The following is a 14,012-nucleotide window of genomic DNA, read 5'->3' as shown; positions in this document are numbered from 1 at the left end:
TTACGTCAATTAAGTCCGTAAAACTTAGAGGGAGGTCTAAATTTAGACAAAATGAATGTAACTAATATGCTATTTATGCTGGAAGTTGCTAGGTATAAATTGGCGAATATTTTGATACATTAGTGATATAAGTCAACTAATAAAGCATAAAGATACGGTGAATGGTGTAACAATGCTGAGCGAGTCACATCTTACATGAATTTAGGTAAGAACTTGTTTGTTCTTTAGTTGTCTTATAAACAGAGTCGCCATTTGTGCTTTTACCTCGTTCGTATCGTCGAATTTTATCTTATTTATAAAAAAGACTTATTTTGTAATGGTTTTATTTATATTTATATTTTGTATACTGGTTCTCGCTTTGTCGTTACAGGGCTCCCCCTCTTTCCTGTTTGTTTATTTCGTAGGAGTTGTGTGTGAAATATCATTCGTTAATCATTAGTGCTGGACTTGTCATTACCTCTGTAATGAGCACTGCAGCGTATGCTTTTTCAATTCCCCAACCCGCCACAGAGGTGGCTGCCAGTAAATTTGCTCACATCGAACTTAAAGCGACACATGGAGATCAAGAGGCACAGTTTCTATTGGGCTTAATGTATCTTTCTGGACGTTTTGTTGAGCAAGATCAGCAGCTCGGGATCAAGTGGGTATCATTGGCCGCAGAGCAGGGACATGTCAAAGCTCAGCAAACTCTCGCCGATCTCTCTTTTGAAGGGAATATCGTCGCCCGTGATTTGACGGTAGCAGAGCATTGGTATCTGGCGCTAAGTGAGCAAGGCAGTAAATGGGCAGAGTTCAGATTGGGCTTTATCTATGCCGCTGGGGGCGAGGGCGTTCAACGTAATTGTGGCAAAGCGGTCGAACGATTTAGTGCGGTAGGTGATGTAGTGTCATTGGGGAACGTAGCGTGGATCTTAGCAACGTGTCCGGAAGCTAAATACCGAAATGGTGAAAAAGCGCTTAAACTGGCACGAAGCTTAGTTGAGGGAGATAAAGAAGATCCCACCAATTTAGATAACCTTGCAGCCGCTTATGCCGAAACAGGTGACTTCAATTCGGCAATTTTGACTCAACATAAAGCCATCGATGCATTAAAGTTGAGTGAGCATGTCGATCGCTCTGATGAGTTCGAGCAGCGTTTGCAAATCTATGAACAGAATAAACCTTTTCGTGAGTCAGTCCCTTTAATGAACGAATAAAAGAGACCTCAAAGTGCACTTGTCTTTCTTGAGAGTGCTCTTTTGCCACCTTGCTCACGTTTATCCCATCTCTTTTGCTGCTCAGGTTGTATATTGCTGTTATTTATCTAGAACTGAAAATCAGACTCTGGTTTAATACCAATCAGTATAAAGATTTGATCGCTCAGCGAGAGTTTAGCGGTCCTGAGGCAAGGCAGCGAGTGAAGAGCATAGTTATTCTACGGTTAAGCTCGTTAACACAGCATCAGAACTGCTAAAACTCGCCTGTAAGGAGTGTTTTTGGCTGCCTACTTCTGCGTTGAATGAACTCATAAGGGAACAACCATTATGTCATCCATTCGCCTTGAATTAGTTTGCCAAAAAACACTCTGAGTAGATCAACTTCTTATACTGATTGGTATATTACACCATTGGTTTAACGTCATTACTCTTTAGATATCGGAAACACAGCTTGTTTAGCATTAAAGCTTCAACACAGATCATGCAATCTAAGTTGACACTGGTTCTTTTACTGGTGGTTTTCGTGTCGCAACTTTTCCCTACCTGCGTTGCATCGGATATTCATATTAATGAGCACACTTCACAAGAGGCGCCACAAGCTCAAATGCAGTCAGAGAGTGAAGAGCAAGATTCTTGTTGTCATCAAGTAGGGGATTCTTGTGCGCATGCAAGGACGGTGTCTGAACAAGATGGGCATGATGATGACTTTCATACCTCATGTCATCCACCTGAAGAGTTAAGGTTTTTGACTAAACGAAATTCAGGCCAAGATACATACCTCTTTGTTCTTCAATACCAAAATAGAAGCTACGCTCCTCCTATTCCCCCGCCACACGTATAAATTCAGTTATACCGATTAGTATTTATTACAATATTTAGTCTTAATTTTTGATTGAGTCTTAGGGCCAAACTCAGACGTAACGGCATGAATCACCGATAACATTATCGAGTGAACTGCTGATATTCGTTGTACATCTTTTTGATGTTTTGAGCCGGAACTAATGACCCGAAATCAATCGATCTGCACCGTTGATTTATCAGGTTTTTGTAGAGCTGTCCTTGGGCTTTCTCACCTTCATAAACGCGCAGGTTAATTAACTGGAGTTACTCTCGTGAAGAGATATTTAGAGATCACACTTGTGGCCTGCCAACGCGGGTTGGTTACAGTGATTTTGTGTGGACTGTCGCTGGTCGTCAGTATGGGGTTTGTACAAGCAGAGACAATGCCGAAAACCAATAGCAGTGTTATTACGCTGCCTTGGGTGCTTGAAAAAACCTTACTTTCCAATCCGCAGTTACAAATCTTTCCCTATGAGTTAAGGGTCAATGAAGCTTTGGTTTTACAGGCGGGTATTACGCCTAACCCTGAGTTATCGGTTGAACTTGAAAACATATTGGGAACAGGCGATAAGCAGGGGCTGGACAATGCAGAGGTCAGCTTAGGGCTAAGCCAACTGATTGAGCTGGGAGATAAACGTCAAAGACGGATTGATTTTGCGGAGGCTGGCGAACGTCAAACACTCACGGAATATGAAATATTGCGTCTGGATATTTTGGCGCAAGCAACTCGAAATTACTATCAAGTGTTGCGTCTCCAAGCGTTACAGGATTGGAATCTTCAGCGTATTGAGATTGAAGGAAAGGCACTAAACACCATTGCGTCACGGGCTAAAGCGGGTGCAGTTGCACAGGCTGATGTGAGTAAGATGCAGTTGAGATTGATGCGCGCTAAAGCTGTTCAGCAACAACTTGTAGGCGACACACAAGTCGCTAAGCAGAGGTTAGCACTTAGCTGGGCTGGTGAGGTTCATTTTGATCGTATTGAGGGGAAGCTGGATATACTCACCGATATTCCAACCGCTGCTAGTGTGCTCAATGCCATTGAAACCGCGCCTCAATATCTGCAGTTACTGAGTGTTGAGCGCTTGATGTATGCCAAACGCCGTATGGAAGAATCTAAGGCTCAATATGATATCACCTTGGGTGTTGGCGTACGTGGTTATGATGGTTTCGATGACGGTGCCTTGATGGTTAACTTCTCAATGCCTATTCCACTCTCCAATCCAAATCAGGGCAATATTCTTGCAGCGAAAGCGAATGAAGATAAGGCGATGGAGCAGCAAAAACTGGCTCGAACTCAGCTCAAACTGACGTTACTCGAAATTCATCAGGTCATGGTCAACAATGCTCGACAAGCTTCTTTGTTGCGTGAGGAGCTCTTACCTCTGGCTCAACGTCTGCTAACAGAGACCCAAAGTGCGTACCAGACCGGGCAAGTGACGGTGTTACAACTGGTGGATGCACAATCTGAACTTTTCAATGTTGAACGAGAACTTATCGACGCTAAGGTGGCTGTTTATCAGCAAAAGCTCGAACTGGAACGCATCACAGGTCAACCGATGACAGCGGCGCTGTTAAGCGTTAACTCTTATTCATACCCTCATTCAATAAGTTACCTAAACAAAGGGTTAAACACTGAGCCTATGTCGGCGCAGGAGAACAAATAATGAATCTCAAATCCAATGCATTTTTATCGATTTTTATGGCTGTAATGGCTTTTACGTCAATGCTATTCCCTATCAACTCTGCGTGGGCCAGCGGCGACCACGGACATGGGAATGAAGAGGAAGAGGAGCATGTTCCCGAAGGCCCCCATGGTGGCCGTTTACTTCATGCTGGTGAGTTTGAAATTGAAGTTACCATGGCTGAGTCGGGTATCCCGCCAGAGATGCGTATCTACGCTTACTACAAAGAGGAGAAGGTGGATCCGACAACGGTTGATCTTGAGCTTCTTCTCAATCGCCTTGGTGGTCAAACAGATAAGGTTAGCTTTACAGCAGAAGATGATTATTTGGTCAGTACTGTGAGTATTGCAGAGCCACACTCTTTTGAAGTTGAGGTGCATGCAGGCTTTAAAGGGGAATCTTATGATTGGCACTATGAGAATTACACCGGACGTACAGAGATTAACGATAGGCTGTTAGCACTATTTGGAGTTGAGACACACCAAGCGGGCAAGCAGGAATTACTGTTTACCGATACTTTGTTCGGCATCGTAGCACCAATAACCGCTAAGCAGTTTAATGTTACCGCACCTTATGCCGGCGTAATTGAGCAGTTGCATGTCAGCATTGGTGATAGCGTGTTGAAAGGTCAGGTGATTGCGACAGTACGAAACTCAAGTACATTGCAACGCTATGAGGTCAAGAGCCCCGCTGGTGGTCAGGTGACTGAGCAGCTGCTGAGCTTGGGTGACAATACCTACAATCGTGCGTTAGTGCGTATCAGCGATTTGTCATCGGTCTGGATCGATCTGTCAGCTTTCCCTAAAAACATCGAAAAGTTATCACTGGGTCAAAAGGTGACGATTGGCGATGATCATAATGATCAAGGTGCAGGGAGTGATCAAGGGTCAGGAAGTGATCAACATACAGAAAGTGGTGAGCACAGCAGTGCATCTGCCAGTAGCACTATCAGCTATATTGCACCAATGATGACTGGGGGGCATATCGCCCGTGTCCGTGCTGTGATTAATAATGACCATGGTCACTGGCGTCCTGGCATGCACATACAAGCTGCGATAGAAACCCGAAGTAAACAGGTACCGTTAGCTGTACGTGTCGATGCACTGCAAACCTTTATGGATAAGCCCGCTGTATTTGTCAAACATGGCAACACCTTCGAGGTGCGTATGCTGACCTTAGGTGAGAGTGATGGTGTGTATACCGAAGTGCTAGAAGGGCTTGAACTTAATAGTGAATATGTCACTGAAAATAGCTATTTGCTCAAGGCTGATATTATGAAAAATGCCGCTAAGCATGTGCACTAGGAGCCGATAATCATGGATACAATCATCTCCTTTGCATTAAAGAGACGGCTGCTGGTATTGGCGATAACTGTGCTTGTGGCTTTGCTCGGCATCTATAACACCTTTAAGCTACCGATCGATGCAGTTCCTGACATCACGAATGTTCAGGTACAGATTAATACCGCCATTGCGGGATACTCGCCGCTGGAATCTGAGCAGCGTCTAACCTACGTGATTGAAAATGCCATGGCGGGGATCCCTAACTTGGATCATACCCGCTCAATTTCCCGTTATGGATTATCTCAGATCACAGTGATCTTCGATGAGGGCACTGATATCTATTGGGCAAGACAACAAATTGCCGAACGATTACAGGGGATCCGTGGTGAATTACCTAAAGATGCTGAACCTGCGCTTGGACCTGTCAGTAGTGGTCTAGGTGAAGTATTTACCTACTCGATACGTGCGTTAGATGGCGCGTTAAAAGAGGACGGCACCGCTTATAACGCTGAAGATCTGCGTACGATCCAGGACTGGATCATACGTCCACAGCTGGTCAAGGTGCCGGGTGTGACTGAGATCAACAGCTTAGGTGGTTACGAGCGTGAATATCAAGTCGCTCCGGATCCCGGCAAGCTATTGGCATTTAAAGTGACCGTCAATGAGCTGATCACCGCCCTTGAACTTAACAACCGCAATGCCGGTGCTGGGTATATAGAAAGAAATGGTGAGCAGTGGTTAGTTCGATCCCCTGGGCAATTAAAGGATCTCGAGCAGATCCGTCAGGTTGTTGTGACTAAGCGTGACGATGCACCTGTGCGGGTCGGCGATCTGGCTGAGGTGTTTTATGGTAAGCAGTTAAGAACTGGCGCCGCAACTCAAAATGGTGAAGAGACCGTATTGGGTACCGCGTTTATGTTACTGGGCGAAAATAGTCGCGTGGTGGCCAAAGAGGTGGGCGATAAGCTCGCCGAGGTGAATGCCAGCTTACCTGAGGGGATTGTGGCAGAAGCTGTCTATGACCGAACCAGCTTAGTTGATCAGACCATTGAAACAGTACAGAAGAACCTGTTTGAAGGTGCGGTACTGGTTATTGTGGTGCTGTTTGCTCTGTTGGGGAACTTTCGTGCTGCTTTGATCGCAGCCTTGGTGATCCCGTTAAGTATGTTGTTCGCCATTACGGGAATGACCGCTAATCGGGTGTCAGGCAACTTGATGAGTCTTGGGGCTATCGATTTCGGTATTATTGTCGATGGTGCGGTGATTATCGTCGAAAATGCCCTGCGTCGACTCGGGATGGCACAACATCAATATGGCAGATTACTGTCATTGGAGGAGCGTCTTAAAGTCGTCTTTGAGGCAACTAAAGAGGTATTCCGTCCTGCGGTATTTGGTGTATTGATCATCATGCTGGTGTATCTGCCTATTTTCGCCCTGAGTGGTGTTGAGGGTAAGATGTTCCACCCGATGGCCTTTACTGTGGTTGCCGCGCTTATCGGTGCCCTTATTCTGTCGGTGACATTTGTTCCGGCTGCCATTGCTCTGTTTGTAAAAGGTAAGGTAAACGAGAAAGAAAACTTCTTGATGGCGAAGGCGCGCAGTGTCTATGAGCCAGTGTTGTTTTTCTCGCTGAAACGACCAGCCGTTATCTTGCTAACCGCAATCGGTTTGATTGCTGTGACAGGCTACCAGATGACCCGTTTAGGTTCTGAGTTTTTACCTAAACTCGATGAAGGTGATATTGCCATGCATGCCATGCGTATCACGGGGACTGGCCTTGAGCAATCTACTGAGATGCAGAAGAAGCTGGAGCTGGTCATCAATGAACTCGATGAAGTGGAGCGGGTATTTTCAAAAATAGGCACACCAGAAGTGGCAACCGATCCGATGCCGCCTAGTGTTGCTGATACCATTTTGATCATCAAACCGCGTTCTGAGTGGGCAGATCCAACCAAGAGCAAAGCGCAGTTTATTGATGAGCTTAGGGAACATGTTGAGCAAGTCCCTGGTAATAACTATGAGTTTACACAGCCTATTGAGATGCGTTTTAACGAGTTGATTGCCGGCGTCAGAGCGGATGTAGCTTTGCGGATCTATGGTGACGATCTCGATACACTGAAGGCTGCAGGCGATCGCGCTCAAGCGCTCTTTCATAAAATCGAGGGAGCGAAAGATGTGCGTGTCGAGCAGATGTCAGGCTTACCGACGCTTTCTATCGAGCCTAACCGTGATCATTTAGCCTTGTTAGGCTTGACGATAGTGGATGTGCAACAAGCACTGCAAACCGCTGTGTCGGGTGTGCCTGTGGGTCTGATCTATGAAGGGGATCGTCGCTTTAAGCTGGTGGTTCGTATGCAGGATCATTTCAGCCAAGATCTCAGGGCGTTGGAGAGTCTGCCTATTGCACTTCCTGCGGATCTTAATCCTGATCTTAGTTATGTGCCTCTGGGAGAGGTGGCTGATATCCAGTTTAAAGTGGGGCCAAACCAGATAAACCGCCAAAGTGGTAAACGTCATGTGGTGGTGACCGCTAACGTTGAAGGTAGGGATCTGGGATCCTTTATTCATGATACTAAAGCCTTGATGAGTGAAGAATTGGATCTACCTAGCGGTTATTGGAGTGAATATGGTGGCACCTTTGAGCAGTTGGAATCGGCATCAAACCGATTAATGATCTTGGTGCCGCTGACGCTGCTACTAATCTTTGGCTTGCTCTATAGCGCTTTTGGTTCAATCAGGGACTCACTGATTATCTTCAGTGGTGTGCCGCTTGCGTTAACGGGTGGTGTGATGGCCTTAGTGTTCAGAGATATGCCGCTCTCTATTTCAGCCGCCATTGGCTTCATTGCGCTGTCTGGAATCGCAGTGCTTAATGGTGTGGTTATGTTGAGTTTTATTAAGGAGCTTAAACTCAAAGGGCTAGAGCTTATCGATGCGATTAAGCAGGGCGCAAGTCAGCGATTACGTCCGGTATTGATGACGGCTCTGGTGGCCAGTTTAGGTTTTGTTCCTATGGCGATTAACGTGGGAACAGGTGCAGAAGTACAGCGTCCATTAGCGACCGTTGTAATAGGCGGCATTGTCTCTTCAACATTACTGACATTGGTTATCTTACCCGTGCTCTACTTGCTCGTGTACCGCCTAGGGGCTAAGCGAGCTAGATAACGCTAGAGTAAGAATAATCGACATTATGATAAAGCCAGTCTCAATTTGAGGCTGGTTTTTTATTTCTGGGGCTAGGCTTGAGGTGCTAGGTGCTAGGTGCTAGGTGCTAGGTTTATCCTAGGGCTTTCTTGGAAAAGGCTTGAGGTTTTAGAACCTAGGAATTTGTTTTATCCTAGGGCCTTCTTTGAAAGAATAGCCAGCATACTCAAGCTTTTTTGTAAACCAAGAGTTAGATAAAGCATTAAAAGTGGAATTTACTAAGAGGGTCTAGAACCTAGGAACTTGTTTTATCCTAGGGCCTTCTTTGAAAAGAATAGTCAGCATACTCAAGAGAACAAACAGATCAAGATGGGGGAATTTACTCCCAAGAGCATGCTAACTCATCAGTCTTTCGCCTGAAATCCCGACGAGATAAAGTCTACAAGAACATGCTTAAACAAAGCTTAAGCAAATCTTATCCTATTCACAATCCGACTCTATTCACTGTCCAGTGATAGCAGCTGTTTACGCTTCTCGAGTAGATCCCGAATAAGCGGGGTCAGAATTAATTCCATCGCCAATGACATTTTCCCACCTGGAACCACTAAGGTATTAATTCGAGACATAAAAGAGCCATCGATCATTTTCAGATAATAGGGGAAATCGACATTTTTGATGCCACGAAAACGGATCACCACAAAGCTCTCATCTAAGGTTGGAATGCTCTTAGCACTGAAAGGGTTCGAGGTATCGACAGTCGGTACTCGCTGAAAGTTGATGTGAGTACGGGAGAATTGAGGCGTCATATGGTTGATGTAATCATCCATGCTACGCACGATCGACCCCATCACTTTTTCACGACTGTGGCCCCTGTCTGATGTATCGCGAATGATCTTCTGGATCCATTCCAAGTTAACGATCGGAACCATGCCGATAAGCAGATCCACATGCTCGGCAACATTACAGGAATCGGTTTTAACCCCACCATGAAGCCCTTCGTAGTAGAGCATATCGGTATTTTCAGGCAGAGAATGCCACTGGGTAAATGTACCTGGCATCTGGTTAAAGGGAACTGCCTCATCAAAGGTGTGCAAGTAAGCACGAGTCTCACCTTGGCCTGTTGCACTATAGTCACTAAAACACTGCTCTAACTTACCAAAATCATTGGCTTCGGGGCCAAAGTAGCTGATGCTCTTATTGTCCGTTTGGGCTTGGCGTATCTTCAGCTCCATCTCTGGACGGGTATAATGATGAAAACTGTCTCCCTCAACCGTCGCAGCATTGATCCCTAGTTGGCGAAATATATGCTTGAAGGCCCGTGTTGTTGTCGTGGTACCTGCCCCTGAGGAGCCAGTTACTGCGATAATGGGATGTTTTGCTGACATTAATTTTCCTAGATGGAAGCTGTAAAGGCGAATAGCTATCGAGTAGCGAATCTCTATTTATACGATAATCAGTGGTCAAAGGTCAAACTTGACCGCTCTGATCGTGTAGATTTTAATGGCCTAATTGCTCTCGTTGTCGAATCGCAATCGATTCATCTTCTTCACTAAACTCCACCACCAGCACACCCTGTTTAAGTGCCTGCTTACATTGAACTATGGCGGTTTTTAGCCCGTCCGCATCTGTGTTTGAGAAGCTGCCATCTTCGAGTTGAGTAAAAAGGTACTCTTTAATCAATGCCTCGAAGGTTTCAGTTGGAAGCTGCACTAATGAATCATATGGAACAAGCATTTCGTTTTACTCTGGTGATAATAAAAAATTAAGTATTCTCTGTTCTAGATAGTACTTAGGTTTAAACGGGTTACCGCCATTAATGAATCCAACATGGCCACCTTGATCATGCAGCTCGTAAGTGACATGAGATGAGATCTTATCTTCAGTCGGGATCACATCTGCGGTCATAAAAGGATCGTCTGCCGCGTGAAGCACTAAGGTCGGTTGTCTTATGGTGGCTAGGTAATCGATACCACTGGATTTTTGATAATAATCATCGACACCAGTAAAGCCATGAAGAGGTGCTGTCACCCTATGATCAAATGCGTAAAAAGTATCGAGCTGGCTAATTTGCGCTAAGGATACAGGCATAGCGTCTCGCAGAGAATCATCTTTGACTTTATCTGTGACTTTTTGCTGTAACTGCTTGATTAAGTAGCTTTGATACACCTTCGAAAAGCCTTTTTCTAAGCGTTTAGCACAGGCGGATAACTTTAGAGGCGCCGATATCACAGCGCCGCGCTTGAGTAAGCTATTCTCTCCCTGTTCACCGAGATATTTGGTGAGCACATTACCCCCTAAGCTGTAACCAACGGCCAGCAGAGGCGAGGTCGGGAACCTGAGTTTTAGATGCTGAAGGTTTTCTTGTAAATCTTGAGTATCACCACTGTGATAGCTTCTTGCGAGTCGGTTGGATTCACCGGAGCAACTTCTATGGTGATGAACCAAGGCACAAAGACCACGTTTATTACAGTCATGAAGCAGCCTACGAACATAGTGCGATTCTGCACTTCCCTCAAGCCCGTGGATGATAACCAGTATTGCTTCTCCCTCTTTAGGCGTACTCAACCAGTCGAGATCGATAAAATCCCCATCTTGGAGTTCAAAGCGCTCTCGACGTAACTCTGGTCTGTCCACCTTAGTTAATAGAGGTAAAATCGTTTGGATATGGGGGTTTCTGGCCCACCAGGGAGGTAAGAAATTAGTCATGATCACTTTTGGCTATTGCTGAAAATTAAAACGTGTGTTTAATTATATGGGAATGATTGTAGCATAAATAGCCAATAGCTTAAGCTCACTTGATAGTTTAGTAGTCTGTTATCGGTATAAAACCTCAATACATCATCATCTTAAGGGTTGAGCATGGAACGACGTACTTTTTTAACTACCGCGCTGGTGGGCACTGCGACATTGGCGCTGGGCTTGAGTATCTATTCTCCTGAACATATTCGGGTGAATAAGGCACTGGATAATGAGCACAGGTTGTTATTTAGCGTGCTACTTCCGGTATTTCTAGAAGACGCATTACCTAATGTTGAGTCAATGCGGGTTGCAGCCCAAAATAGAACGCTCGATGCCATATCCCAAACGATCACCTATTTGCCTCAAGAGGGGCAAGATGAGCTCGAAGAGTTGCTGGGTATGTTGGAACAGAGGTTAGGGCTACTGGTATTAACTGGCAGTATGACGCCGCTAATGATGCGCTCTCCCAATGAATTGATCGCCATGTTGGAATATTGGCGGAACAGTTTCTTAGATCTACTGGTGACGGCTTACCAGGGATTAAGGGAGTTGGTGTTAGCAAGCTACTATTCATTTCCCGAACACTGGGGTCATCTCAATTACGCTAAACCTACTTTTTTTGAAGAATAGAAAACAAAAAAGATAGAGAAAATAATAATAACATTTGTGCTTGGAGGTAGATGCGGTGGCTATACAAGATCCCATAGAAGAAGGCCTAGCGTCGGGGTGGAAACACATTGATGCGAGTCAGTTAAGAGAAGGGAAAACCCTTGAGGCCGATGTCGTCATCGTTGGCAGTGGCGCCGGAGGTGGTGTTGCAGCAGAGATCTTAACTCAGGCAGGACTCTCAGTGATTATTGTGGAAGGAGGCCCGCTTAAATCATCCAAAAGCTTTAATATGGAGGAGAGACGCGCTTACCCGAATCTCTATCATCAAGCGGCAGGCATGAAAACAAAAGATAAAGCCATCGGCATCTTTCAAGGCCGCGCTGTCGGTGGATCTACCACGGTAAACTGGACGACCTCTATTCGTACACCCACGCCAGCATTAGAGTATTGGGCCAAGGATAAATCCGTCACAGGTCTTTCTCGAGCAGAGCTTGATCCTTGGTTTGAGAAGATGGAAAAACGACTGAATATTTCCGAATGGAAATATGAGTTGAACCGCAATAATCAAGCACTAAAGACAGGTTGTGAAAAACTGAACTGGGATTTCACTGTTATTAAGCGCAACGTCAAAGGCTGCTGGAACACTGGCTACTGTGGCATGGGGTGTCCGGTTAATGCCAAGCAATCTATGTTGGTGACGACGATTCCTGCTGCGCTCGACCTTGGGGCGACGCTAGTGAGTCGAACGAAGGTGATGAAGCTTGAACACCTTAATGGCAAGATCACGGGCATTAAGGCGATAGCACTTGATGAGCAGTTAAAGCCAACAGCAATAGAGTTGAGCTTTAAGGCTAAACACTACATTCTATCTGCTGGTGCGATACACACACCAACCATTCTGATGCGCTCAGGTGTTGTTGACCCGCATCAACTGTTGGGTAAGCGCACTTTCTTACATCCAACCTTGTTGAGCGGTGCCCTGTTTGACGACCCGATTAACGGCCACAGTGGTGCGCCACAATCTATCTACAGTGATGAGTTTGTTTGGCGCGATGGCGCAGTCGGTGAGCTGGGTTATAAATTGGAAGTTCCGCCGGTTCATCCAATACTTATCTCTACAAAGACAATTGGTTATGGTAAAAGTCACGCAGCCTTGATGGAAAACTTTAATCAACTGCAAGTGACGATTGCGCTGGTGCGTGATGGTTACCACCCTGATAGCCAAGGTGGACAAGTGCACTTAACGGACACGGGTTTCTCACTCGATTATCCACTGACCGATGCTTTCTGGCATTCAGCGAGACGAGCATTTGCCAGCATGGCTGAGTTACAGTTTGCTGCTGGGGCTAAACAGGTTTTACCTATCAGCGAAGGTATGCCGTACTTAAATAGTTGGCAAGAAGCCAAGTCAGTGATTGAAAATATGGAATTAGCACCATTGAAAACTGTAGTCGCCTCCGCACATGTGATGGGTGGCTGTCCTATGGGAGAAGATACTCAGATGGCGATGGTTAATAGTTATGGCGAGTCTCATTACTATGAAAATCTCTCAGTCATGGACGGGTCAATATTCCCTACCAGCTTGGGAGCCAACCCACAGCTTTCAATCTATGGCATGACAGCAAGAAACGCGACTCGATTAGCAGAAAAGTTAACTGCTTCTTCTCGAACGTAAAGCTGAGAAGGACGGGCTGCGCCCTACTAGGACGGCACTGCGTGCCTGCGAGGTCGTTCGCAAGCTCACTGCTAGAGCGCTTCGCTGCGATAAGTTCAAGAGATAAATGCTTCAAGTACATTGTTCTGGCTATTGTCTTTCTCCGTGGCCCTCCGTGGTGAAAACCTTTGAGTTGTAACTCGCTTTTGGACAACAATTTGCTGACTTGCTTGATAGCAAGTTTCAAATATCTTTTAGGTTGGGTTCATTGAACAGGTTTGCTGTTTGGTTTACTTATGATCAACCACGATTTCATATCTAATCTATAGCCTGCGGCTCGTTTAATGTGTAAACACTTCTGCGACACGCCGCAAGCACAATCCCTGTGGGCTCTACGACAGCATCTGATGTGAATGGATTCACAAATGCCGTGGTGACATGGATGTCATAGAACGGCCATGCTGTCGAAGGTCGCAGCCGCGTTCACACCTAATTGCTTATCTCTTCGATTTAGGTTTTGTACGACAAAGTCCCTTGGTGATCACAGTTGTGAAGTTGTTGGTTATAACTCATTTCTGGACAGAAATGGTTTAGAGTCAAAATTCTTAAAGTGATGACTCTTATTAGGGAAAGTATGGCAAGTGGATAAACGGTAACGCCTAATTAACAGGCAAAAAATTGTTGGCTAAAATAAGCGACGAAGGAGCAAAAGCCAACTGTTTTTTGTCCTTGTTTAATTTCTTGTGTACGCCCAGCATGGGCATGAACTAATGAGGTGAAAGTCCTCTGTAGGAAGGTCACCGTTCAATAACATGCTGTTATTAAACGTTAACTACTAGCGAATGGCAAGGGCTTATCCGTG

At 45.5% G+C, this 14,012-nt stretch carries 10 protein-coding genes; 7 read left to right on the top strand and 3 right to left on the bottom strand.

The genetic code is table 11. From position 1 onward, the window contains the following. Positions 1-413 precede the first annotated feature (413 nt). The 5 genes from FN961_RS01910 to FN961_RS01885 all read left to right on the top strand — a co-directional run bounded on the left by FN961_RS01910 (position 414) and on the right by FN961_RS01885 (position 8,169). Positions 414-1,196 (top strand): tetratricopeptide repeat protein, encoded by a 783-nt coding sequence (locus FN961_RS01910; RefSeq protein ID WP_143562865.1) that lies wholly within the window; start codon positions 414-416, stop codon positions 1,194-1,196. Between the two features lie 451 nt (positions 1,197-1,647). Then, positions 1,648-2,037: a hypothetical protein gene (locus FN961_RS01900; RefSeq protein WP_229814613.1), complete on the top strand. Its 390-nt coding sequence runs from the start codon at positions 1,648-1,650 to the stop codon at positions 2,035-2,037. 271 nt (positions 2,038-2,308) lie between these two features. Further along, positions 2,309-3,703, top strand: a complete 1,395-nt coding sequence (locus tag FN961_RS01895) for a TolC family protein (RefSeq protein WP_143562864.1) — start codon at positions 2,309-2,311, stop codon at positions 3,701-3,703. Then, positions 3,703-5,025, top strand: a complete 1,323-nt coding sequence (locus tag FN961_RS01890; RefSeq protein ID WP_143562863.1) for an efflux RND transporter periplasmic adaptor subunit — start codon at positions 3,703-3,705, stop codon at positions 5,023-5,025. The genes FN961_RS01895 and FN961_RS01890 overlap by 1 nt, the downstream gene beginning before the upstream one ends. A gap of 12 nt (positions 5,026-5,037) precedes the next feature. Beyond that, positions 5,038-8,169: an efflux RND transporter permease subunit gene (locus FN961_RS01885; protein WP_143562862.1), complete on the top strand. Its 3,132-nt coding sequence runs from the start codon at positions 5,038-5,040 to the stop codon at positions 8,167-8,169. Positions 8,170-8,645: 476 nt separating this feature from the next. Here FN961_RS01885 and FN961_RS01880 read toward each other — a convergent pair whose 3' ends face one another. From FN961_RS01880 to FN961_RS01870, 3 genes are all read right to left on the bottom strand, one after another. Beyond that, positions 8,646-9,533, bottom strand: coding sequence for a phosphoribulokinase (locus FN961_RS01880; protein ID WP_143562861.1), 888 nt, complete (start codon positions 9,531-9,533; stop codon positions 8,646-8,648). Positions 9,534-9,645: 112 nt separating this feature from the next. Then, on the bottom strand, positions 9,646-9,882 hold the full coding sequence (locus FN961_RS01875; protein WP_143562860.1) for a YheU family protein: 237 nt from the start codon (positions 9,880-9,882) through the stop codon (positions 9,646-9,648). 6 nt (positions 9,883-9,888) lie between these two features. Further along, positions 9,889-10,857, bottom strand: coding sequence for a hydrolase (locus FN961_RS01870; protein WP_143563128.1), 969 nt, complete (start codon positions 10,855-10,857; stop codon positions 9,889-9,891). Positions 10,858-11,007: 150 nt separating this feature from the next. Between FN961_RS01870 and FN961_RS01865 the strand changes: the two genes are divergently transcribed. Next, complete coding sequence (locus tag FN961_RS01865; protein ID WP_143562859.1) at positions 11,008-11,517, top strand: TAT leader-containing periplasmic protein; 510 nt, start codon at positions 11,008-11,010, stop codon at positions 11,515-11,517. Positions 11,518-11,572: 55 nt separating this feature from the next. Beyond that, positions 11,573-13,171, top strand: a complete 1,599-nt coding sequence (locus tag FN961_RS01860; protein WP_143562858.1) for a GMC family oxidoreductase — start codon at positions 11,573-11,575, stop codon at positions 13,169-13,171. The last annotated feature ends 841 nt before the right edge of the window (positions 13,172-14,012 follow it).

The sequence above is a fragment of the Shewanella hanedai genome (assembly GCF_007197645.1).
Lineage (GTDB): Bacteria > Pseudomonadota > Gammaproteobacteria > Enterobacterales > Shewanellaceae > Shewanella > Shewanella hanedai.
Note: the sequence above shows the minus strand (reverse complement) of the source record. Positions and strands in the feature narration are given on the sequence as shown.

Coding starts and splice junctions, on each gene's coding strand:
- FN961_RS01890 (WP_143562863.1), top strand. CDS start 3,703: ATGAATCTCAAATCCAATGCATTTTTATCGATTTTTATGGCTGTAATG.
- FN961_RS01885 (WP_143562862.1), top strand. CDS start 5,038: ATGGATACAATCATCTCCTTTGCATTAAAGAGACGGCTGCTGGTATTG.
- FN961_RS01880 (WP_143562861.1), bottom strand. CDS start 9,533: ATGTCAGCAAAACATCCCATTATCGCAGTAACTGGCTCCTCAGGGGCA.
- FN961_RS01875 (WP_143562860.1), bottom strand. CDS start 9,882: ATGCTTGTTCCATATGATTCATTAGTGCAGCTTCCAACTGAAACCTTC.
- FN961_RS01865 (WP_143562859.1), top strand. CDS start 11,008: ATGGAACGACGTACTTTTTTAACTACCGCGCTGGTGGGCACTGCGACA.